Consider the following 23,595-nt stretch of genomic DNA (forward strand, 5'->3'; position numbering starts at 1 on the left):
ATCACCAGCGGCATCCGCCTTGGTTCTCCTGCTGGCACGACACGAGGTTTTGGAGAAGTCGAGTTCCGTCAAATCGCAGATTGGATCATCGAAGTTGTCGATGGTCTGGCCGCCAATGGCGAAGAAGGCAATGCCGCAGTCGAGGCAAAAGTCAAAGCCGAAGTCGCTGAGCTTTGCGCCAAGTTTCCGATCTATCCGAACCTCTGAAAAGTCCGGACTTTGGTCATTAAAGCGGCGTCCTTCGGGCGCCGCTTTGCTATATACATTGACGTGCACGTGAGAAATCAGTGGTGACTGATGCATCCAGTGTCGTTGGCAAAATCTGCTGGGTGCACATCAGATAAACAGATGCGGGCAATACAAGCCTCAACCGCCTCAAAAATATTGTTCTCGGAGGTGTGACGTCTGATCTGGGTTTTAGCCGACCGGAGGCTTTCTTCATGAGCCTCGCACTTGCGCGATCGCGCCTGAATTGCGAATCAGATCAAGCCGCGCGACCTGAGGATAAAGATCGACACGGCGGTCAAAACCAGCAAGCCCAAAGCAAGCGACCCCAGAAAGCTTAGAAACCACCCCCAGCGCCGGTCAGCAAGGTTGATGGCATTCAGATGGCTTTGCACATCCTCTGAGGCCTGCTCGAGTTTGGGTGTATCCAGCAACAGCCGTAGCTTTGGATGAACTGCCATCTTCTCGGCCTGCGCAAGCACCAGTGCCTGCTTATAGACCTTTCGCGGCAATCGACGTCTCGCGCGGCGAACCGATGCTGTCAGGGTTTTGTCCCGCACACCAAGCTTTTTACGCAGCAGTAAGATGGTCTGCGCAATTTGGGTCTGTATATCGAATTCCTGCGACATTCACATCTCCTGACGGGGCAATCTAACCGCGCTCAATGCTGACGACAATGGGGCTGGTTGTTCCAAGTGGTGGCAGGTATCACATAGCCATGTTGAACACGATCATTCATGGCGACCCGACTGACCAACCTCCTTTGTTGATTGCGCATGGCCTGTATGGCTCGGCGCGAAACTGGGGTGTGATTGCACGGCGCTTGTCAGACGAGCGGCAGGTGATCGCAGCCGATATGCGCAATCATGCCTACAGCTTTTGGAATGATCAGCATGGATACTCCGAATTGGCGCAGGATTTGGCCGAAGTGATCGACAGTATAGGCGGTGCCGCAGATGTCGTCGGGCATTCTATGGGCGGAAAGACCGCAATGGTCCTGGCCCTAAAACACGGAAATAAGGTTCGCAAACTGGTGGTCGCCGACATTGCTCCGGTTTCCTACGGACATAGCCAGATCAAATTCATTGAAGCGATGCGCGCTGTTGATATGTCACATGTTGAGCGACGATCTGATGCTGAATCGCAGCTGGCGGATCAGGGAGTCGAAAAAGCACTTCAGAGCTTCTTCACGCAATCTCTGGATGTCGAGAACAAAAAATGGCGTTTGAATCTTGATGTTCTGGCTCATGAAATGCCCAAAATAATGGGTTTCCCAGAGGTGTCTGGCAATTGGGATGGTCCGACTCTTTTTCTTTCTGGTGCCGCATCGGATTATGTCTTGCCCGAATATCGCGACCAAATCCGTCAGATGTTTCCCGCTGCACGCTTTGCTAAAATTCCCGGCGCAGGCCATTGGCTGCACGCCGAGAAACCTCGTGAATTCGAAGCGGCCGTCAGAACCTTTCTGAACGCCTGATCATGCACCTTGATAGAGACACTTTGCCACGAGCCATGACGCGGGTGCGGCAACAACAGCACCTGCAGCTGCCGCGGAAATGATCGCCACCGAACTGACCATCCCGGCGGCCAGAACGGCGATTACAGCACTACCTGCAATTGCGGTAGCGATCAGAGAATAAAGCATGGCTGCAAGGCGTATCATGGCCAGTCGTCCTGTCTTTTGGTTCCTGTCCAAGTCATTACACCCCTAGTACATTCGTGGCTTTGATTTGGGTCAGAATTCGTCGCTACATTCCGCGATCCATCGGACCGATGGTTTCTCCGCCACCCTCAACCCAATCTGAGTAGCCACCCAAATTGTAGACATGAGAAAATCCCATATCCTTAAGCAGTTTTCCTGCCAGCGCTGCCCGGCCTCCTGACGCGCAATGCAGGATGATCACCCTGTCCTTGCGCAATTCAGGATCATGAGACGGCAAATCTGGATCAGCCCGAAATTCCAACATTCCGCGTGGGATATGGTGCGAACCAACGGCGCGACCGGTACGTTCCAGTTCTGGTGCGTCGCGAATATCCAAAAGTAATGCCCCCTGTCCCAGCAATTCCTGCGCCTTGCTGGCACCAATACGCTCAACCGCGGCGTTCGCTGCTTGCATCATGTCCTTGACCGTCAGTGCCATCTTCGTCTCTCCTGCTCGTTGATCCGCTAAAGGCTAACATGCAGAAAATTGAAGGTGTAGAGGTTCAGGCAATCAATGTTCCCTGAAGGCACGTGACATACTGTCGACAACCGGTTTGGCGATATAAGCGGCAAATGTGCGCTCTTCGGTTTGGATCATGATCTCGGCAGGCATTCCGGGCGTGGGAACAAACCCTCGTACGCGGCTCATCTCATCGGCGGTCAACGAGATGCGCGCCAGATACACCTCTTGCGGCATGCCAGCAGAATCTTCGACAAGCGAGTCGGCCGATACGTAGAACACCTCACCTTCCAGAACAGGCGTCGTACGCTGGTTGAGGGCCACGAGCCGTACCGTCGCAGTCTGGCCAGTTATGACGCTGTCGATCTCGGTTCTCGGGATTTGCGCTTCGATAATCAACGGCGCGTCAGCGGGTAAGATCTCGGCGATCTGTTCGCCTGTTTCGATAACGCCACCGGGCGTGTGATGGTGTAACCTTACGACGGTTCCTGTGACCGGCGCCCGCACCACAGCACGGTCAAGAACACTGCGGGCCTGGCGCGCCTTTTCGCGCACACTTTCCAGATCGGCTTCGATAACGCCCAATTCGTCCAGAGCGGCCTCACGATAGGCTGATCGTGTCCGCAGAATCTGTTCTTCGTATTTCAACAACATCTGATTGACCTCGGCAGTCTCTGCCCGCAGGCGTGCCAATTGACCCTCAGCCTCGGCCTGTACCCGGCGGATCGTGTTCAGATCGCCCTTGCGCACAAGCCCTTTCTCAAACAGTGAAAGTTTGGTGTCATATTCTTCCTTCAATATGTCCGAGCGGCGCTCCATACTGGTCAACTGCGCCTCAAACCCCGAGGCACGGATTTTCAATGCCTCCATGTTCCGCTGAAGCAGGGCGATGTCGTTCAGTAAAGTCTTGCGCGAAACATCAAAGCTGAGTTTCTGATTGTCGAGGATCGTCATGACCTCAACGTCGTCTGACGCATCAATCAGCGCTGGCGAAAACACCAGGTTTTCCTGTTCGCTGTGCTCGGCCAGAAGCCGCTCAGTCATCGCTTGAAGGCGGATCTTGCGGATGAACAACTCGCGCTCATTTGCCTCGGCCGAGGTCTGGTCCAATGTCATCATGATCTGTCCGGCCTGAACGGATTCTCCTTCCGCGACCAGAATGTTCTCGATGATCCCACCTTCCAGGTGCTGCACGATTTTATTACGACCGGTGGCGACAAAGCTGCCTTGCGCGATGACCGCAGCCGCCAGAGGTGCGCGGAATGACCAGACGCCGAAGCCACCAAAACAGATGATCAGCATGGCTAACCCAATCACTATGAACTTGGTGATCGAGCGCGGAACCTCGGCATACCAAAGCCCGGATTCGTCGGTGCGTGCCACTTCGTTCATCGCTTAATCCCCCTTGCCCTGAATTTCGGGTGGTTGCTGGCGCGGCCCGTTGAGCTTTTCCAGCACCTGTTCGCGTTGCCCGAACAGCGCCACACGTCCGTCAGTCAGCAGCATGATCTTGTCGACCACATTCAGTAGTGTTGGTTTTTGTGTGATGACGACCACGGTGATCTTGCTTTCCTTGGCCTGTTCAATCGCCCGTGCCAGCGCCTTGTCGCCCGCCACATCGAGGTTCGAGTTCGGTTCATCCAGAACAACCAGTCGCGGGTTTCCGAAGAAAGCCCGTGCCAAAGCGATACGTTGCTTTTGCCCGCCAGAAAGGGGCGAACCGTCTGCGGCCACCACGGTTTCATAACCTTGTGGCAGCGTCGCGATCATGTTGTGTACGTCTGCCAGAACGGCGGCATCGTGGATCTGCTCATCTGTGGCGTCCGCACGCATCCGGCCGATGTTGTCCTTGATGGTACCTGGGAACAGCTGCACGTCCTGCGGAAGATAGCCAATATTCTCGCCAAACTGGCGTGGATCCCAATTGCGGATATCCATCAGATCCAACCGGACGCTTCCCGAGGTCGGAAGAATCGAACCCACCAGCGTTTTGCCCAGCGTAGTTTTCCCCGCGCCTGAATTCCCGATGACTGCCAAAGTTTCCCCGGGGTTCAGTGCAAAGGTAATCCCGTTTAGAACGACACTCTTGGTTCCACCCGGGACATAGAGCAGACGCTCTACATCCAGCCGTCCCTCGGGCCGCGGCAGGCGTAATTTTTCGTATTGCAGAGCCGAACTCGACAGCAGAGCCTTGATCCGGCCAAAAGCACCTCGCGTCAGCAGGAATGTATTCCAGCCCTCAATCGATCCCTCAATCGGAGCGAAGGCCCGGCCCGCGATGATCGAAGCGGCGATTACCATTCCTCCGGTGATCTCTCCCTGCAGGGCCAAAAAGGCGCCCCACCCCAAAATGCTGATTTGTGTCAGCAAGCGAACGGCACGGGAAATAGCAGCGAAGATGACATTGCGGTCCTGCGCTTTGACCTGCCAGGTCAGCGATTGTGCGGTGTCACGACCCCAGATGCGCACCGCCTCGGGGATCATCGCTAACGCGTTGATGATCTGACTGTTGCGCGACATCGAATCCAAATGCTGGTTGGCCAAAGATTGCGCCTGATTGGCCTTGGCAAAGGGCTTGGCCGTCATCTTCTGGTTGATCAGCGCGATCACCATCAGGATAAGAGCCGTCGTCACGACAATCATCCCCAATTGCGGGTGGACCAGAAAGATCATCAGGATGAAGAGCGGCGCAAACGGAACATCGAGAAACGAAATCAATGTGCCAGAAACCAGAAAGCCCCGCACCTGCTGCAGATCACCCAAGGTCTGATATTCACGTCCATTACCATGCAGAGAAGCGTGTGCAGCGGCACTCAAAACCGGAGCACCAAGACGCGCGGCCACTTCAACCGCCGTGCGCATCAACATGAATCGCCTAACCGCATCAAAGGCTGATTGAAAAATGACCGCCCCGGCGACGATAGCGGTCAGCATGATAAGCGTATCCAGCGACCGGCTGGTCAGAACTCGGTCACTGATTTGAAACAGGTAAATTGGGATCGCAAGGATCAGAACATTAGTTGCGCAAGTCAGAACCAGCACGAAAGCCAGATTACGCCAAATCGCCCGCAGCGATGTGCGCAGCGTCTTCTGGAAATCTTCGGGCGGGGTGCGTTTGTGAAAAGTTTGGGGTGGCCCTTTCCCGTCGCCGCCTCCCGTTTCCAGGCGCATCAACGGTTCATTTGCCTTAGCCTCGATCGTGGTGCCCATGCGATTTTTGCCGTCCGACGGCACAGAGGGGGTCATGCGCGCAGTCGATTGATCGGCGGCGTCACGATCAGGGGCTTCCGCATCGGCCACCCCAGCGTCGCCACCCACAGGATCCTTGTCTTTTTTGGGCCGCGACCGCGTGCGCCGAAGGGGAGAGCCAGCGCACGATTTTGAATTTGCATTCTGCTGCTCTGCCTCTGCTTCTGCCTGCGTCGGTCTGTATGTTTGTTGCGCCGCACGTGGCAATTCTTCTGGATCATTGGGGTGCGTCGCAGGTTCTGCAGCTGCCGTTCCAACGCAAGGCTCAGGCATCCGCATTTCAGGGGTCAACCGTAATCGTGCCTCTGTTTTCGACAAAGAATTCCCGTTTGACTTGGCCACGCGATCACGGGTTTTGAGGGTCAGCGGACCCCCTCCTCCGTGCCTGTCCAATGGGCTAGCAAATCGGGTGCGGCGCGACGAAAAAACGATCGACATAAACTAACCTTCCGGTCACTCGTAAATCAGGGAAAATCAGGCCAGCATGGTTTGCAGGCCATCAGAGGAATTTGCCATTTCGCTGGGCGTGAGGTCATTGCCGTTTGGAGCGATGTCGCCTTGGTGTCCGGGCATCCCCGCCTCTGCCATAATCGCGGCAATGGCTTCGTTAGTCATTTCCGAGACTTCCTCATTGGTCGGCATGTCAATCAGGCTCGCCTGATGCAGCAGCAGGTCCGAAAATGCACCGTCCTGCGCCATCACGACTGAATCCACGCCAGCCTTGGTGATGTTCGCCGCGTTCAACATCGCACTACTGCCAGCTATTACTTGAGTCTCATCAGCGTGTTGGCCATGCAGGTGAACGTCATCCTGATCAGCGAGGACCGTCGATTGTTCGGTCACATTGACCTGAACCAGAGAACCATCCACTTTGAGTACCCGCATCTGTTCCATGCCGGCGAACATCGGATCGTTCATCAGCGCTTCTTCCAGCGCGGCCATGTCGTCTTCACCAAAGGCCATTGCTTCGGCCATTGAACTATGCATCTCCTGATGCGTGTCTTCGCCTTCTTTCTTCAGAGAAACCTCGTTCATGACCAGGTTCTCATCCGATCCTTCGATGGGCCCAGGCAGTCCACCCATAACCACATCGTCATCCATCAACACATGGGTCTGGATGAACGCATCGACCGTAATCATGTCGCCTTCGATCATGATCAGATCATAATAGCTGCCAAGCTGGAGGATATTTGTGACATCCACCATCTCATTGTCGCCCAGTGCATAGAGCGTCGTCGTCGCGTTGATCTCGGTATCAATGTGATCGATATCTGTCGCATCAATGTTCTGCTTCACAAAATTAGCGACGATCAGGTCAGTGGTGATCCAATCAACATGTATGAATGCCGGAGCGTCGTCGTTTGCCCCCTGCATCAACCAAGGGGCTGAATTACCTTCTACTTCGATCGTCGATGAGTGCACAACATTGGTGCCCGATCCGCCATTCGTGCCTACATCCATATCCGACACAACAGCAACTTGGCTGATCATGGCCAACTCGATCGATTTACCACCCACCGCGATGTAGGGCGCGTCGACCCACGCTACAGTTGCGTTCACTTCGTTGATCGCCAGATTGCCGCCTGCAATCACCGTGTGGCCATCGGCAAATTCGGAATCCTCATCCTGATCCCATTCCGCGGGCATCGCATCAGGCGTTTCGTCCTCTTCCTCTTCGTCGGGCCTGTGATGCTCTGGCAATAGGTCATCCCAAACCGGGGCTTCGTCCACATACTCACCATTGACGATTACACCCATCGCGTCTTCGCCGTGGAACTGATAAACAACTGCGCCTTCAACTTCGATATTGATCGGTGCGAGCATCTCTGCGGCCAATGTCTCCACATATTCGATAGACAGATAGTCGGAGATCGAGAATGAAGGCACAGCAAACCCATGCATCGAGGCCGCAACCTGCGCTGCTGCTTCTGCCTGGGCGATAAGTTGGTCGACGTCGCGAAAATCCCCTTCGCCAACGACATCATTGTCGCGTAGAAAAATGTTCTGGAATGTATAGGTTACTGCCGAGCCGATAAGTTCGGTCACAATTTCAAGCTTCTGTTCGATTATGAACGTTGCGCCAATGCCGGTGGTCGTCTCAGGCAACGGTGGACCGTCAGTGAGTGGTGGCTCTAGTGTGATGGCCGTTTGAATGTCCGGTCCCTCAACCAGTGGTGGAAGTTCAGGAGTGGCCGGGGGGGTGTTGAACCCATAGGGTAGCGGGCCAAATTTGCCCGGGTCTAATTCAAGATCTGCTTTGACCCGGATTTTTGCGGGCTCTTCCAGTTCGTCGAGTTCCGCCTTGCGTCTGACGGCGGTGAACTCTTCGTACTGATCCCTCAGCCGGGCTTTTTCAATCGTGAGATCAAAAGTTCCAATAAAGTGTGCAATCTTTTCGGTAACACTATCGAATGACATTTCGATGATCCCTTACCCCCTTACCTGCATAAATTTCCGGTTCGGGATTTACTGGGCCAAGGCCACATCGAGTGGCCCCGGCGATTTCATTTAACGGGGGCCGAGAATGCGGCTCCCGAAAGGTTGGTCTTACACGTCGGTGTCGTCGCTTGCGTAGGACGATGTCATCGAACCACCAACCATGGTCGTATCGACCGAGTTACCAAGCACGTTGGCACCCATGACGATCGATTGGTTGAAGGCCGATGTATCGACTACTGCAGCTGCTGATGCGTAGGACTCACCGTTGACGATACCATCGCCACCGTTGTTCGAGCCCCACATTCCGCCGTCACCACCAGCACCACCGGCACCTGAATATGCGCCGGAAGCTTCGCCACCGGTGTTCATCGCACCCGTGGTTGCACCGCCAGTCGACGAGCCCATGACGTCACCACTGGTTCCGCCATTCGACGCCGCTGCACCGCCTGCACCACCGGCGCCGGACGTTGCGGTACCGGTTGCGTCACCCGAAGCCGACGAGTCTGCATCATTGTCAGATGACGCGTCACCACCGTATCCGGCAATCGCTTCGGCAAGGCTTTCTGCATAACCGTCATTGGCTGCATCGGACCACGCTTCGGAATCGCCACCGTTTCCGGCTTCGTTGGTTGCGTCAGCAGAACCTGCGCCGCTTGCCGCCGAGCTTGACTCGGGGTTGGCTGTTCCGCCTGCACCACCAGTACCTTCGGCGGTTGCCATACCATCACCGCTGGCGTCCGCAGATCCATTGGTTGTGTTGGTTCCACCGTTACCACCGGAACCATCAACGTCCTGATCGTTATCAGCCGAGCCGTCGATGTCACCGGGTGACTGCGTGATTACCGGACCAGCGGCATCTTGGTCACCAACGCCTTGCGCTGCCGCATCTGTGTCTACGTAACCGCCACCTGCGCCCCCGGTTCCTGTACCACCAGTACCTGTACCACCAGTACCTGTACCACCAGTACCCGTACCACCGGTACCCGTACCGCCAGTACCCGTACCACCGGTACCAGCACCACCAGTACCACCGTCACCGCCGGTACCGTTCGAGTTACCAGCTGCAGCTTCTTCTTCACCGTCTGGATCTTCCTCTTCGACAAGGAGTACCGGGAATGGGAAGGCTTCTTCTACAGAGCCCGAATCTCCACCGGTACCGTCACCACCGTTGGCGTCGCCACCAGTGCCGGAACCGCCTGTGCCTTCGCCACCAGAGCCTTCGCCACCAGAACCTTCACCACCTGAGCCTTCACCACCTGATCCTTCGCCGCCAGAACCGCTACCGCCATCGGCATCGTTCAGGCCAAGTGCACCCGCACCCGCCAGACCCAGACCGATATTACCACCAGAGGAAGATTCGTTAGCTTCGTTGGTTCCTTCGCTGGAGTTGTCAGCCGAACCGTCATTTTCAGCGTCACCATCTCCACCATCAGCATCTCCGGTTGACGAGTCATTGCCTGCTAGGCCGAGACCGGCAGCCAGCGCGCCTGAGGCGTTATCACCACCATCTGCATCGCCATCAGCGTTCGATCCGGACAGAGCAAGGCCAAGACCAAGACCAAACGATTCAGCGTTACCACCGTCGCCACCGGTCGAGTCGCTGTCTGCGCTTGCTTCACCGTAGTTATCCGCATTGGACTCGCTATCGGCGTCACCGCCATCACCACCAGTGCTGTCACCGCTGGAGTGTGCACCGGAAAGACCAAGACCAAGGCTTGCGTTATAGGCATCACCCGAAGATGCGCCATCACCACCGGTCGCTGAACTATCAGCACTTCCAGAATGACCACCGAGTGCAAACGAATGGCTGCCGCTGGTGTCGCCATCGGCATCACCTCCATAGCTCTCTCCGCCATCACCCGAGTCGCCACCATCGTTATTTACGTCGATACCGTCTTCCGCGTAGGCCTCACCTCCATGAGCGTTGCCACTTTGGCTAAAGTCACCTGAATTTGATACCGATGCGTTACCTAGTGAGTCGTTATCCTCTAGGCTCGCGTACTGGCTGTTGATGGATGCGAAGTCGTTTCCTGGGCCATCTTGTGAGATATCAATGTTGATATCATCACCGGGATCATAGTCCAGGTCGTCACCAGCGGTGATTACGTCGCCTACATCACCATCAATATCTTCGATATCGACATCTACTTTGTCGTCATCGCGCGGAATCCACTCGCCGCCACCGAAGTCGATGTTCACTTCGTTGTGGTTCGAGTTGTCATTGTTGTTGTTGTCTTCTCCACCGTTGGTGTTTTGCTGGTTCTGATTTTGGTTTTGGCGCTGATCCTGATCGTTGTCATTATCATTTCTTGAACGTTGTGATTGATCTTGGTCCTGTGAGTCAGAATTGTTCGCAGAATTATCAACATCTTGCTCTTGTTGCTGTTGTTGAGCGTTGATGTCCGCTTCGATATTTGCTTCGTCTACCGCGATATCAGTATCAAAATCGGCGTCCAGATCGTCGATTTGGACTTCATCAACTGTTGTTACGGTTGTCGTTTGATTAGGCTGGCGTCTCATAATAAATTCCACTTTTACGGAAGCACCCGACCGCCATTCATCTACAAAGCGGTTACTGGCGCGGTTAAAACAAACGTCGCGCACAGAGCGTCAAACTGGACACTCGCGCGGCAGTGATCGTCTTCTGTTTGGTTTGCCCCCCTTTCTCGGCTTAGCCGATTCCGTGACCACGGGGGTCTCGCCAAAATACGCGAATCCATGGGCACGTCAGGTTCAAGTGCGCTTTACAAATCAAAGCACCATCATGGTTGCAGTCATGAGCGGGCATGCATAGCTGGTCGAAAGCATTAGTTTCTTTAACTGCTTATTATTAATGCGCTTTATTGGGAAAATTGCCCCTTCCATCGCCAAATCGAAGGGGAAACAATCTCGGCAGATCGAACATTATTATTAATGAAGCCATTTCATCAGGTTAGGCAATCTGGAGTGAAGTTGAACCTGATCAAAGGTTCTAGATATGCGGCTCCTAAGTACTGCCTCTGGTTGCTGAAACCCGTACTTTCAGGTATGATGAAATGTAATTTGAATAAAAAAATTTTCTCACGTCGCTTAACCCTGTGCCCGCATTTTTTGGCTTCAGAAGGTGACGTTTTTACTAGTGGGGGAAGATCAGTGAGTTATTCCTTACAAGACCATGCCCGTAGTCAGATCGAATATCCCGAAGAGCTTTCGATCATATTTATCGGTAAAGAACTGTTCTATTCGGACCAAACCCTAAGAAGTGTTCAAACTGAATTCGGTGTTGGTGCAGAGCGTTTTGATCACCTGGAAGACGTGCTGGCCAAAAGTAGTGTCGCGAGTTCCGCCGAACGAATAATCGTGGTGGATCAGATGATGCTGGATGAGCTGCTGGCTCGACCCGCCGATTATGCAAAAATTGCCGAAAACGGCTGCCTTGCCTTCGCCTATCGCAAGAAAGGCCCCGCTCGGATATTGTTCGAACACTGGGACCGCACGAGTTTTGGCAACATCGGATATCTGCCGATGAACGTCGCTCCGGATGTGTGGCGGGCGATATTGCGGCTTCTCATGCATGAGGAACTACACCTACCTTGTTTTCTGGCCGACAGTATGGCGGCATCGCCAGGCGCAGCGGACGTACCAATCGAAAAACAGCCTGCGACCAGAACTCGGTCACCCGACAAACTACTGCAATACGCAAAGCTTACACGCCGGGAAAAACAAGTTTTGAGGCTTGTTTCCAAAGGCCAAAGCAACAAAACGATTGCGACCAGGCTGGGCATTACTGAACATACAGTCAAACTGCATATGCATAATGTTTCGGGCAAAATCGATGTGAGCAACCGGACCGAGGCCGCTCATTTCTATTTCGAGGTCGCGCCGAACGAAGCGCGTAGCGCAGCCGTTGGATGAGGCTTTCGAAACCCGATTTGACCGGCTCATCCTGCTGGTGGGTCGCCTCAATTACATGTGGACAAATACCGAAAGCCTTCTGATCCATCTCATTGCTGGGCTAACCGAGGCCAACAAAGATGTAGCAGTGATCATTTTCCTGACTTTGAACACGACGCGAGCCCGCATCGATCTGGTCGAGCGTCTTGCGAAGATGGAAGGTCGCGCACCTGAAATCCGTGATCCGATCCTTGAACACACCCAGCGATTGTCTCGCTTGTCCTCCATCCGGAATAAGTACAACCACTGCATTTACTCCTTTGATCAGGAAAGCGGAAATCCCAAGACCATCCTGATGAGAATCGCTGATCGCAAAACTGATATTAAATTAGGGCGGGAAGATACGGTGGATGACAAAGCGATGAAAGAAATCGAGGATGTCGTCTCTCAGCTTTCGGACGCGAACAAAGACATCTGGAAACTGATATCCCGGCTGGGTTTCCCGGTCTGAAGCTCAACTGGTGCGGGCGGTGGGACTCGAACCCACACGGCGCTAAGGCCTTCGGATTTTAAGTCCGATATGTCTACCATTCCATCACGCCCGCATATCACCTGAGCGATAAATTCAAACCACACTGATGATCTAGGCAATCTCTTACAAGCAACCAAAACGATTGAAAAGATACTCAATGGATTGATCCATAAATTCGAATGTCGGTGCGATCAAAATTCAGGACCGGACGTGTCAAGGAAACGCTTTACTTGACAGGGTTCGGGCAATTCGTTCACGTCTGCGCATAAACCGGTCAGGGAGCGAAGAATGAAGATAATCAGCAACCCGTTTCGAAACGGATCCAAGCTTGCAGATCAGGCCCCCTACCCGTCAGTCGAAACCGTTCGACTGGGGCGGCACCGTTCGTTCTGCCCGGATTTTGAGCCAACGCCCTTGGTTGATGCATCAGCGATTGCACCGGTCGCAAGTCTCTGGGTCAAAGATGAACGGCCCCGCATGAGTCTGGGATCGTTCAAGGCCCTGGGCGCTGCTTATGTTATTGCCTGTCAGGCGAACGAGGCTTCGGACAAACCAGGCAGCGACACCCTCAAAGGGCGTACATATGTCACGGCAAGCGCGGGCAATCACGGGATGAGTATGGCCGCCGGTGCTCGTGTCTTCGGGGCCGATGCGGTGGTATACATCGCGGAAACCGTTCCCGAGAGCTTTGCCGAACGTCTGCGCGCGCAAAACGCACAGGTGGTTCGGGCCGGTGCGGACTACGCAGCAAGCATGGAGGCCGCCAACCTTGCCGCGCAAGAAAATGGATGGACCCTGCTCTCGGATAGTTCTTGGGACGGGTACACCGAACTCCCACATCTTTTGATGGAAGGGTATCTACAAATGGCTGTCGAAGCAGCCGAGCAATGCCCCGAAGCGCCCACCCATATTCTGCTGCAGGCCGGTGTCGGAGGCATGGCTGGCGCTGTCGCCGCCTATGCACGCGTGGTTTGGGGTGACGAACCACAGATCATTGTTGTGGAGCCGACGTCCGCCCCTGCGCTTCAGGCCAGCATCGATGCCGGGCACCGCGTTTTTGCAGATGGGCCAGACAGCATCATGGGTCGGTTGGATTGCAAAGAACCGTCGCTTATTGCGTTGAATGGGCTTGCGCGGGATGCTGATGCATTTCTGACCATCAGCGACACTGACGTAGCAGCCCTATTGCCTGTCATGGCAGAGGCAGGGTTGGAAACCAGTGCCTCGGGAGGCGCTGGAATTGCTGCTGTCTTGAACGACGCCAGCCGCACCGGTTTGGAAATTGGCCCTGATGCCAAGGTGCTATGCATGTTGACCGAGCAGCCGGCATGACTGGATTCGCTCCGGCAGAGTTCGAGGCTCGGGTTGCGCGCGCTCAAACGCGGATGCAGCGGTTAGGTCTTGCAGCCCTTTTGCTGACAACGGAGCCCGAACTACGATACTTCACCGGCTATCTCACTCGGTTCTGGGAAAGCCCGACCCGACCCTGGTTTCTGATTGTACCGGCCTCCGGCAAACCGGTTGCAGTAATTCCCTCCATTGGTGCCGCGCTCATGGCGCAGACTTGGATTGATGACATTCGCACCTGGAGCGCACCCGACCTAATAGATGACGGGGTATCCTTGTTGGCGGATACGCTGAGCGAATTGACGGCCGAGGGCGATGAAATCGGCTGCCCCGATGGGCATGAGACACATCTGCGCATGCCTCTGGCCGATTTAAGACGCCTTCAATCAGCTATAGGAACGCGCAAAATTGTCGGGGACCATGGCATCCTAAGGGGGCTGCGCATGGTGAAATCTGATGCCGAAGTCGCCAAGATCCGAGCTGCCTGTCAAATCAGCGCGCGCGCGTTTGCACGGGTGCCGGAAATTGCCTCGGCCGGCACACCGCTGGATCAGGTTTTTCGACGTTTTCAGATGCTTTGCCTTGAGGAAGGCGCGGACTGGGTCCCCTATCTGGCCGGCGGTGCCGAACAAGGCGGGTACATAGACGTGATCTCCCCTGCCAGTCAAACGCCACTTAGGTCGGGTGATGTTCTGATGCTGGATACAGGCCTCGTACGCGATGGATTTTTCTGTGATTATGATCGCAACTGGTCGGTCGGTCCGGCAAGCGCGCCGGTTCGTGCGGCGCATTCGCGGCTGATCGAAGCATCGGACGCCGCCTTTGAACAAGCTCGTCCCGGTGCCACCGCGTCGCAATTGTTTCACACCATGAATACAATCTTGACTGACGGAGGTGTTGGTACGGATGCTGGTCGACTGGGCCACGGGTTGGGGATGTCACTGACTGAATGGCCCTCGCTTATCCCTGATGACCATACAGAATTGGAGGCCGGGATGGTGTTAACTCTGGAGCCAGGCATCGCCGTGAACGATAAGATCCTCGTTCATGAAGAAAACATCCTGATCACCGATGGCGCGCCCGAATTCCTAAGCCCGCGTATCGGACCGGAGATCCCTGAGCTATGAGCACCTTGCCCTATATCCTAGATGCGGATGATCCCTCAGCGGTGCCAATGGGCCTGATCGTGCTACAGACGGATGAGACAATCGAGCCTGAGTTTCGTACACTTTTCGCGAATGACAAAAGCCCGCTCTATGTCAGCCGCATCCCCAGCGGGAATGAGGTTAACACTGATACTCTGGCGCAGATGGAAACCGACCTGTCAGCAGCGGCCGATTTGCTGCCCAAGGCACGGCGTTATCGGGTTGTGGGATATGGCTGTACGTCCGCCAGCTCAGTTATCGGTTCGGATCAGGTTGAGAAAATGGTCAAGCAGACCTGTGATGTTCAAACGGTAACGAACCCTTTGCGCGCAGCGACAGCTTGCGCCGAGGATCGAGGGGTATCGAAGTTTGCGCTGCTTTCCCCCTACATCGAAGAAGTGAACACCCCGCTGCGTCGCGCATTTGCGGATCAGGGAATCACAATGGATGTATTCGGCACTTTTGGCGAGGCAGAAGAGGCCAAGGTGGTGCGTATATCAACCGAATCTGTGGTCGAAGCCGCGGTCCGTCTGGGCAATGATTCAAACGTCGATGCGGTGTTCTTGAGCTGCACGAACCTGCGAACCCTTGCTGCGATTCCCCTGATCGAAAAGGTGATCCGCAAACCGGTTCTTTCAAGCAATCAAAGCTTGGCCTGGCATATGAAGAAGCTGAACATGTCGCAAAACTAGGCAAAAGCGGCGTTATCAGTAATCCATTTGCTTTACGGGCTTGCGACCATTTGTTAGCCTCGGGTTTAATACACGAGAAGATCAATGAAATCCGGACCAACCGGATAGTCAATTGACGCAACAGGGGGTCTTGTGACCGACACAAATAGCGACGCTGCGTTTGTCGAATTTCAACGCGTGCAAAAGTCTTATGACGGCGAGAATCTCGTCGTTAAAGATCTCAACCTGGCACTGCCAAAGGGCGAATTCCTGACTATGCTCGGGCCGTCCGGTTCAGGCAAAACAACCTGCTTGATGATGCTTGCCGGATTCGAAACCGCCACACATGGCGAAATTCTTCTGGATGGGAAACCTATCAACAACATTCCGCCGCACAAACGCGGTATCGGGATGGTGTTCCAGAACTATGCTTTGTTTCCGCACATGACCGTAGCCGAGAACCTCTCGTTCCCGCTTGAGGTTCGCAAGCTTGGCAAGTCTGAACGGGAAGAGAAAGTTAAACGGGCTCTGGATATGGTCCAGATGGGCGCCTTTGGCGGCCGCCGTCCAGCGCAGCTTTCTGGTGGTCAGCAACAGCGGATCGCCCTGGCCCGAGCACTGGTGTTCGAGCCCGAATTGGTTCTGATGGATGAACCGCTGGGTGCGCTTGACAAGCAACTGCGTGAGCATATGCAGTTCGAAATTACCCGTCTGGCGCATGAGTTGGGTATCACAACCGTTTACGTGACCCATGACCAGACCGAAGCCCTGACCATGTCCGACCGCGTGGCGGTATTCGACGATGGCCGCATTCAACAGCTGGCGCCACCGGATCAACTATACGAAGAGCCTGAAAACAGCTTCGTTGCACAATTTATCGGTGAAAACAACACGCTAGAAGGCGTTGTTAAATCGATAGACGGTGACACTTGTCTTGTGCAGTTGGATGACGGATCGGAAATCGATGCTGTTCCGATCAACGTACATAATCCGGGTGAACGGACCAAGGTCTCGATTCGGCCCGAACGTGTGGAATTCAACAAAGACCGACTGCATGCAGACGCACATACGCTAAAGGCCACAGTCAAAGAGTTCATCTATATGGGTGACGTGTTCCGCTTCCGCATGTCGGTGGCCGGGAATGACGAGTTCATCGTCAAGACGCGCAACGCCCCCGATGCCGTTCGCCTGCAGCCCGGCCAAGAGATCGATATCGGCTGGTTGGCCAAGGATTGTCGTGCGCTCGACGCATAGACCAAACCGCGCGGCACAAGCGCGGTTTCACCGAGGGACCGGCTGGCGAAAACCCGTGCGTCAGCTGACACTATGATAAACGGGAAGTACTGGGAGTAACACATGAAACCAACCAAAACACTGCTGACCGCAGCGGCGCTGGCGACAGCGGCTGGCGGGGTGTCTGCTGAAGAGATGACAATCGTTTCTTGGGGCGGAGCCTATTCCAAATCGCAGCTGAAGGCTTATCACGAGCCCTATTCGGAAAAAACCGGCGTCACCATCCTGAACGATGACAGTTCAGCCGAAGCGGTTGCCAAACTGCGCGCGATGAACGAAGCGGGCAACATCACCTGGGACGTAGTTGACGTTGTTGCGGCAGATGCGATCCGTCTGTGCGACGAAGGTCTGGCATTGGAAATCGACCCTGACACCATGCTGGCCCCTGCCCCCGATGGCACTTCTGCGGCGGATGACTTTGGTGACCTGCTGGTCAGCGACTGCTTCATCCCTCAGATCGTCTATTCGACCACCTTCGGCTACCGTACCGATCTGGTTGGTGACACTCCGCCGACTGACGTCTGTGCAGTATTCGATACTGAAACCTATCCGGGTAAGCGCTCGCTTGAAAAGCGCGCCATCAACAACATGGAATGGGCCCTGATCTGTGACGGCGTCGCCAAAGATGATGTTTATGACGTGCTGGCGACGTCTGAAGGACAGGATCAGGCGCTGGCCAAGCTGGCAACGATCAAAGACGATGTTGTCTGGTGGTCTGCTGGTGCGGACACACCGCAACTTCTGGCTGATGGCGAAATCGTCATGGGTTCGACCTATAACGGTCGTCTGTTCAGCGTGATCGAAGAGCAAAAGCAGCCCGTCGCCATGCTGTGGGACGCGCAAATCTTTGACCTAGACGGCTGGATCATCCCGGCAGGTCTGAGTGAAGAACGTCAGCAGCGCGCACTGGACTACATCATGTTCGCGACCGACACCCAGCGTCTGGCAGATCAGGCCAAGTACATCTCGTACGGTCCGGCCCGCGCTTCGTCGGCTCCGCTGGTGGGTCAGCACGCCGAACTGGGCATCGACATGGCACCGCATATGCCGACCGATCCGGAAAACGCCAAGAACACGTTCCTGTATAACTACGAGTTCTGGGCGGACTACCGCGACGATATCGAAGCCAAGTTCCAGGCATGGCTGGCGCAATAAGCGCTTGATTTTATGATACAGTCTGGGGCGGTGCGCCGCCCCAAACCCAAGCAGAACCAAGGGGCAAATATGACCGACGCAAGCCAAAACGCGGGGCCGATGCTGGCAGCGGATGGGACGCCGCTCAAGCAATCACTGGCACGTTCACTGCGGCGACAGAAATTGCGGGCGCTGATGCTCATTGCTCCGCTGCTGCTATTCGTCATATTCTCGTTCATCGTGCCCATAGCATCGATGCTGTTTCGGTCTGTGGAGAACAGCATCGTTCAGGAAACGCTGCCGTTGACGGTCGAAGCATTGCAGAACTGGGATGAATTCAGTGGCGAAACGCCCGACGAAACCGTCTATGACGCCTTCGTGCGCGATATGGTCGTGGCCGTCGACAACAAAACCCATACCCGCCTGGGCTCGCGTTTGAACTACGAAGAAACCGGTATGTCCTCGTTGTTCCGCCGTTCAGGGCGCAAGCTTGGCAAGCTGGACCCCGAGACCGATGGCCCGTTCAAAGAACAACTGATCGAGATTCATGAGGGTTGGGGTGAGCCGCAAACCTGGGCGGTCATCAAGACCCATTCGCCAGCTGTAACTAACGGTTATTTCCTTAACGCGGTCGATATGCGTCGCACTCCTGAAGGAGCGCAGTCGCAACCTGAGGACAAACAAATCCTGATCAAACTGTTCGGCAGAACCCTGTTCATGTCACTGATCATAACCGGAGCCTGTATCCTGCTGGCCTACCCGGTTAGCTATTTGCTGGCGACGCTTCCGATGCGGGTTTCAAACATGCTGATGATCCTTGTCCTGCTCCCCTTTTGGACTTCGCTGCTGGTACGGACATCAGCCTGGAAGGTGATGCTGCAGCAACAAGGCGTGATCAACGAAACGCTAGTCTGGCTTGGACTGGTGGCTGATGACGCGCGACTAGTGATCATCAACAATCAATTCGGCACGATAATTGCGATGACGCATATCCTGCTGCCGTTCATGATCCTGCCAATGTATTCGGTGATGCAGACCATTCCGCCCTATTATACCCGTGCTGCAAAATCCATGGGCGCAACCAACTGGACGACCTTCTGGCGCATCTATTTCCCGCAATCCATTCCGGGCATCGGCGCGGGCTCGATCCTCGTGTTCATTCTGGCTATTGGCTACTATATCACACCCGAAATCGTCGGCGGCACCAAGGGTGTCTTCATTTCGAACCGGATCGCTTACCACATCTCGTCCTCGCTGAACTGGGGATTGGCAGCGGCATTGGGGACGATCCTTCTGGCGGTCGTTATGCTGCTCTACTGGTGCTACGACAAGATCGTCGGCATTGATAACGTGAAACTGGGATAATCGACATGGCCGCACTTACTCCGATATCCCGCAAACCACTTTCAATGGTCCTACCCAGCGTCGCGCTGGCTGGAGCCTTCGCCGGTATCTTTGTCGGCGCGGGCAATGGGTCGATACTGCTCGGCATAATAGGTGGGGCTGCTCTGATCGCAGCCGTGGCCTGGATCTACATCACTGTCCTCAAGAATGAAAAATTGGCCCGCTGGATTAACATTCTGGGCTTTGGCATTATCGGTTTTCTGTTCTCTGGCGCGATGGGTGGCGTTCTTGGCCTGCTGGGCGGATGGTTCTTCGTCTGGTTTATCTATTGGCTGTACGAAGGCCGTTATCGTCAGAAATTGTTGCCGTACCTGACCCCGAAACAAGTGTTCTATCACTACCTGTTCCGGGTGATCTGCGGTGCGATTTTTGTCTTCCTGATCACCCCGATTCTTGTGGTGCTGCCGCTGTCGTTCAACGCGCAGGACTTCTTTACCTTCACGCCCGAGATGCTGCGTCTGGACCTTGAAGGGTATTCGCTGAAGCATTATCGCGACTTCTTTACCAACAATGAATGGCAGCGCAGCTTCAAGAACTCGCTGATCATCGCCCCGATTGCGACAATCATCTCGGTCTCGCTAGGTACGTTGGCAGCCATCGGCCTCAGCCAGAGCCATGTTCCCGGCCGGCGCGCCATCATGGGCATTCTAATCTCTCCCATGATCGTGCCGCTGATCATCTCGGCCACCGGCATGTTCTTCTTTTACAGCGATATCGGTCGCTTCATGGAGGGCACGCTAGGCATGAACAAGAATTTCGTTGGCTATGTGAAAGTTATCCTTGCCCACGCCGTTCTGGGAATTCCATTCGTGATTATCACCGTGACCGCGACGCTGGTCGGTTTCGACCGTTCACTGACACGGGCGGCGGCGAATATGGGCGCGGGTCCGGTGCGGACGTTCTTCAAGATCCAGATGCCCTTGATCCTGCCGGGTGTAATATCAGGTGGACTGTTCGCCTTCATCACATCGTTTGACGAGGTGGTTGTGGTGCTGTTCGTCGGCTCGGCCAGCCAGAAGACCCTGCCGTGGCAGATGTTCACCGGCCTGCGTGAACAGATCAGCCCGACCATTCTGGCGGTGGCGACAATCCTTGTTGTGATTTCCATCGCGCTGTTGACCACAGTTGAATTGCTGCGCCGCCGGTCCGAGCGTCTGCGGGGGCTTTCCCCGTCTTGACGCAGGCCCGCGCGTGATCTAACGATTCACCCGTTCATCCCAGCCGCGATGGCGTCGCGGACACACTGGGATGATCGGCTCTCGGAACCCGAGACCGCCTGTCCTGAACGCCGGGACAAGTGGCCGGGTTTGCCGCCCGGCAAAGATGAGAGACCTTGTGATGACAGACATAACAAAACGCCCCGAATTCTTCACCTGCCACAATGGCGACAAGGCGCCCCTGCCGTTCAGCAAAGGTGAATATGACCGCCGCCTTGGCAAACTGCGCGCCATCATGGCCAAGCATGACATCCCCGCAGTCCTGCTGACCTCGATGCAGAACATCGCCTATTATTCTGGCTTTCTATATTGTTCCTTTGGTCGCCCTTACGGCTGCGTGGTGACGCAAGACGCCTGCACCACCGTCTCGGCCAATATCGATGCGGGCCAGCCGTGGCGGCGCTCGGTCGAAGACAATGTCATCTATACCGACTGGAAGCGCGACAATTACTGGCGCGCCGTGGCCAGCCTGATCGGCGGGGCCAAACGAATTGGGATTGAAGGCGACCACATGACTTTGGCGGCGCGCAACACGGCGCTGGACATGCTGGGTCAGCCCGAACTGATCGACATCGCACCTGACACAATGTTCGCCCGCATGGTGAAATCCGTAGAAGAGATCGAGTTGATCAAAGGCGGCGCACGTACCGCTGACGTCGGCGGGGCTGCCATCCATGCGGCCATCCGCGAAGGCGCAACCGAGATTGAAATCGCCATGGCCGGTCGCGATGCGATGGAAGAGGAAATCGCCCGCGCCTACCCCGACGCAGAATACCGCGACACATGGGTTTGGTTCCAGTCGGCGCTTAACACCGATGGTGCCCATAACCCGGTGACCAAACGCGCGCTGCAAAAGGGCGATATCCTGTCGCTGAACACCTTCCCGATGATCTCGGGCTATTACACCGCGCTGGAGCGCACCCTGTTCCTGGGCGAACCCGATGCAGACAGCCTGCGCCTGTGGAAAGCCAACGTCGCGGCACATGAGCTGGGCCTGAGCCTGATCAAACCCGGTGCTACATGCTCAGGCATCACCGCCGAGATCAACCGTTTCTTTGCCGATGAAGGCCTGCTGCAATACCGCTCATTCGGGTACGGCCATTCCTTCGGCATCCTCAGCCACTATTACGGTCGCGAGGCTGGTCTGGAACTGCGCGAAGATATCGACACGGTGCTGGAACCCGGCATGGTCGTCTCGATCGAGCCGATGCTGTGGATTCCTGAGGGCCAGCCGGGCGCGGGTGGGTATCGTGAGCACGATATCCTCGTGGTCGGTGAGGACGGGGCCGAAAACATCACCGGTTTCCCCTACGGCCCCGGCCACAACATCATCGGCGCGTAAGGAAACAGGTGGGGATCTATCGTAGCCCCATTCTACTCGCAATCCAGTTAATTCGCACAATCGCTCAGAGCGCATAGTCCGCTCTGAGCCCAGAGCTACGGATGGTGTATTGGAAAGCCCATCACGTAGTAGACTGGCAAAACAAACGATAAAAAATGAGCAAATGTTGCCAAAGGGTGTTCAATCGCAACGCGCAACGTCGATTTTTCCAAGTGGAACATCTTTACCGTATCAGCTCGATATCGCGGAGAAAATGCCAACAAAACTCCGTACGTTCCAAGCATCGACAAGGCGACAACGGCAAAGCTTTGATCCTGTGTCATAGTGAGGCCCTGAATTTTGTTTGAACAATTTTTGCGCAAAGTTTGCTCATATTTCAAGGTCAGCAAAGTCCGCGTTGCGGACATTCAATCCATTAGGTTCCTTCAACTTTTTGGAAAGCCTCTATTTAGAATGGATTCTCAATGGCAAGGTTTTCATCCTGGCCTAAATCACCGCATGCCAAGGCCTGTGGTGCAAGGCCCCGGCCTTCTAAAGCCTTGCGCGTTCGTGAAAGATGAAACCCAAAAAATTCAACAACAACTGTGCGGCCAGAATCTGGGTGCTTTCGGTCGGGTCATAGGCAGGAGCGACTTCGACCAGATCGATGCCGACCACATCGCCACGTTTTGCCAGCCCCTGCAGGACCTCCAGCACGTCATAGTATAGAAATCCGCCATGGCTGGGCGTACCAGTGCCTGAAGCGATTGAAGGGCAAAACGCGTCTATATCGATCGTCACATAATACCGCGCCCCTTGAGGAATGCGTGCTAGAACGGCCTCGGTTCCCAGCTTACGTACCTGCCTTACCGACAAGATGTCCGAACCACGTGCACGGGCGTCCTCGTACCCCTCCTTCGCGGTGGAGGATACATTGCGAATACCAAGCTGCGTCATGCCCGAGACATAGTCTTTCTCAATCGCGCGCCGCATGGGGTTGCCATGCCCGGCAGTGACCCCATGACGTTCATCCACGAAATCCAAGTGGGCATCGATCTGAACCACATGTATGGGCCCGTTCTGAGCACAATCCTGGGCAAAGGCGTTGATGCAGGGGATGTTGATCGAATGATCGCCGCCGATGGTCACGGGCATAGCCTTCGCCTGCAGGATTTTACCTACGCCATAACCGATATTTGCATGGCTCTCTTCGGTCTTGGTGTGGATAATATCTGCGTCCCCAAGATCGACCATCCGCACCGAGCTATCCAAATAGGTCGCGTCATCCTCGTGGTCATAAGCACCGGCATGACCAAAACTGAACAGGGTCGAGGCCTCGCGCACGGCCCGCGGACCAAACCGCGCGCCGGGCCGCCACTGGGTCCCGAAGTCGAACGGCGCCCCCAATATCGCAACATCTGCATCGATAACATTCCAATCCGCGAGGTATGGAGATTTTGCGAAGGTAGAAATACCAACAAACGGTAGATTCAATCTGCCAGATTCATAGCCATGATCCTGCATGGGGTGTTTTCCTTTTTGTATTTCCCGGCAACAGTTATCGAAAAAATCCGATCCCCAGA

Annotated in this window: 19 protein-coding genes, 1 tRNA gene and 1 pseudogene; 12 read left to right on the top strand and 9 right to left on the bottom strand. The window is 55.1% G+C overall.

The genetic code is table 11. From position 1 onward, the window contains the following. Positions 1 to 207 (top strand): annotated as a pseudogene (gene glyA, locus AC2FI7_RS06865) (serine hydroxymethyltransferase); the annotation flags it as partial. Between the two features lie 272 nt (positions 208 to 479). Here glyA and AC2FI7_RS06870 read toward each other — a convergent pair. Next, complete coding sequence (locus tag AC2FI7_RS06870) at positions 480 to 854, bottom strand: hypothetical protein (protein WP_170543664.1); 375 nt, start codon at positions 852 to 854, stop codon at positions 480 to 482. An 89-nt stretch (positions 855 to 943) separates the two neighbouring features. Here AC2FI7_RS06870 and AC2FI7_RS06875 point away from each other — a divergent pair, with 89 nt between their 5' ends. Continuing rightward, a complete protein-coding gene (locus tag AC2FI7_RS06875) occupies positions 944 to 1,702 on the top strand; it encodes an alpha/beta fold hydrolase (protein ID WP_319547300.1) in 759 nt (252 codons plus the stop codon). Here AC2FI7_RS06875 and AC2FI7_RS06880 read toward each other — a convergent pair whose 3' ends face one another. From AC2FI7_RS06880 to AC2FI7_RS06905, 6 genes are all read right to left on the bottom strand, one after another. Further along, positions 1,703 to 1,888, bottom strand: coding sequence for a hypothetical protein (locus AC2FI7_RS06880; RefSeq protein WP_170775234.1), 186 nt, complete (start codon positions 1,886 to 1,888; stop codon positions 1,703 to 1,705). Positions 1,889 to 1,973: 85 nt separating this feature from the next. Further along, positions 1,974 to 2,366: a rhodanese-like domain-containing protein gene (locus tag AC2FI7_RS06885; RefSeq protein ID WP_010442555.1), complete on the bottom strand. Its 393-nt coding sequence runs from the start codon at positions 2,364 to 2,366 to the stop codon at positions 1,974 to 1,976. Between the two features lie 72 nt (positions 2,367 to 2,438). Beyond that, a complete protein-coding gene (locus tag AC2FI7_RS06890; protein ID WP_010442556.1) occupies positions 2,439 to 3,779 on the bottom strand; it encodes an HlyD family type I secretion periplasmic adaptor subunit in 1,341 nt (446 codons plus the stop codon). A gap of 3 nt (positions 3,780 to 3,782) precedes the next feature. Further along, positions 3,783 to 6,074 (bottom strand): type I secretion system permease/ATPase, encoded by a 2,292-nt coding sequence (locus AC2FI7_RS06895; protein ID WP_010442557.1) that lies wholly within the window; start codon positions 6,072 to 6,074, stop codon positions 3,783 to 3,785. 36 nt (positions 6,075 to 6,110) lie between these two features. Continuing rightward, positions 6,111 to 8,054 carry a hypothetical protein gene (locus AC2FI7_RS06900; RefSeq protein ID WP_010442558.1) on the bottom strand — a complete coding sequence of 648 codons (1,944 nt, stop codon included), beginning with the start codon at positions 8,052 to 8,054 and terminating at the stop codon, positions 6,111 to 6,113. Between the two features lie 129 nt (positions 8,055 to 8,183). Next, positions 8,184 to 10,595: a hypothetical protein gene (locus AC2FI7_RS06905; RefSeq protein WP_010442559.1), complete on the bottom strand. Its 2,412-nt coding sequence runs from the start codon at positions 10,593 to 10,595 to the stop codon at positions 8,184 to 8,186. A 432-nt stretch (positions 10,596 to 11,027) separates the two neighbouring features. Here AC2FI7_RS06905 and AC2FI7_RS06910 point away from each other — a divergent pair, with 432 nt between their 5' ends. Together AC2FI7_RS06910 and AC2FI7_RS06915 are read left to right on the top strand one after the other, a co-directional pair. Continuing rightward, positions 11,028 to 11,969 (top strand): helix-turn-helix transcriptional regulator, encoded by a 942-nt coding sequence (locus AC2FI7_RS06910; protein ID WP_158005279.1) that lies wholly within the window; start codon positions 11,028 to 11,030, stop codon positions 11,967 to 11,969. 37 nt (positions 11,970 to 12,006) lie between these two features. Next, positions 12,007 to 12,459 (top strand): hypothetical protein, encoded by a 453-nt coding sequence (locus AC2FI7_RS06915; RefSeq protein ID WP_238528824.1) that lies wholly within the window; start codon positions 12,007 to 12,009, stop codon positions 12,457 to 12,459. Positions 12,460 to 12,467: 8 nt separating this feature from the next. Here the strand turns inward: AC2FI7_RS06915 and AC2FI7_RS06920 are convergent. Then, positions 12,468 to 12,553, bottom strand: a tRNA-Leu gene (locus AC2FI7_RS06920). Positions 12,554 to 12,768: 215 nt separating this feature from the next. Here AC2FI7_RS06920 and AC2FI7_RS06925 point away from each other — a divergent pair. The 8 genes from AC2FI7_RS06925 to AC2FI7_RS06960 all read left to right on the top strand — a co-directional run bounded on the left by AC2FI7_RS06925 (position 12,769) and on the right by AC2FI7_RS06960 (position 22,033). Then, positions 12,769 to 13,812 carry a pyridoxal-phosphate dependent enzyme gene (locus AC2FI7_RS06925; protein WP_496815687.1) on the top strand — a complete coding sequence of 348 codons (1,044 nt, stop codon included), beginning with the start codon at positions 12,769 to 12,771 and terminating at the stop codon, positions 13,810 to 13,812. Further along, positions 13,809 to 14,954, top strand: a complete 1,146-nt coding sequence (locus AC2FI7_RS06930) for a M24 family metallopeptidase (RefSeq protein WP_496815686.1) — start codon at positions 13,809 to 13,811, stop codon at positions 14,952 to 14,954. The genes AC2FI7_RS06925 and AC2FI7_RS06930 overlap by 4 nt, the downstream gene beginning before the upstream one ends. Beyond that, positions 14,951 to 15,664: a maleate cis-trans isomerase family protein gene (locus tag AC2FI7_RS06935; RefSeq protein WP_010442564.1), complete on the top strand. Its 714-nt coding sequence runs from the start codon at positions 14,951 to 14,953 to the stop codon at positions 15,662 to 15,664. Before AC2FI7_RS06930 ends, AC2FI7_RS06935 begins: the two co-directional genes overlap by 4 nt. A 132-nt stretch (positions 15,665 to 15,796) precedes the next feature. After that, a complete protein-coding gene (locus tag AC2FI7_RS06940; RefSeq protein WP_010442565.1) occupies positions 15,797 to 16,897 on the top strand; it encodes an ABC transporter ATP-binding protein in 1,101 nt (366 codons plus the stop codon). Between the two features lie 102 nt (positions 16,898 to 16,999). Further along, positions 17,000 to 18,091 carry an extracellular solute-binding protein gene (locus tag AC2FI7_RS06945; RefSeq protein WP_010442566.1) on the top strand — a complete coding sequence of 364 codons (1,092 nt, stop codon included), beginning with the start codon at positions 17,000 to 17,002 and terminating at the stop codon, positions 18,089 to 18,091. A 69-nt stretch (positions 18,092 to 18,160) separates the two neighbouring features. Beyond that, complete coding sequence (locus AC2FI7_RS06950; protein ID WP_029622103.1) at positions 18,161 to 19,435, top strand: ABC transporter permease; 1,275 nt, start codon at positions 18,161 to 18,163, stop codon at positions 19,433 to 19,435. 5 nt (positions 19,436 to 19,440) lie between these two features. After that, positions 19,441 to 20,652: an ABC transporter permease gene (locus tag AC2FI7_RS06955; protein ID WP_496815685.1), complete on the top strand. Its 1,212-nt coding sequence runs from the start codon at positions 19,441 to 19,443 to the stop codon at positions 20,650 to 20,652. Between the two features lie 160 nt (positions 20,653 to 20,812). Further along, positions 20,813 to 22,033, top strand: a complete 1,221-nt coding sequence (locus AC2FI7_RS06960) for an aminopeptidase P family protein (RefSeq protein ID WP_010442569.1) — start codon at positions 20,813 to 20,815, stop codon at positions 22,031 to 22,033. A gap of 531 nt (positions 22,034 to 22,564) precedes the next feature. Here AC2FI7_RS06960 and speB read toward each other — a convergent pair. Beyond that, positions 22,565 to 23,536 (bottom strand): agmatinase, encoded by a 972-nt coding sequence (gene speB / locus AC2FI7_RS06965; protein WP_010442571.1) that lies wholly within the window; start codon positions 23,534 to 23,536, stop codon positions 22,565 to 22,567. Positions 23,537 to 23,595 lie beyond the last annotated feature (59 nt).

It is taken from the genome of Ruegeria sp. YTSA064 (assembly GCF_059610325.1).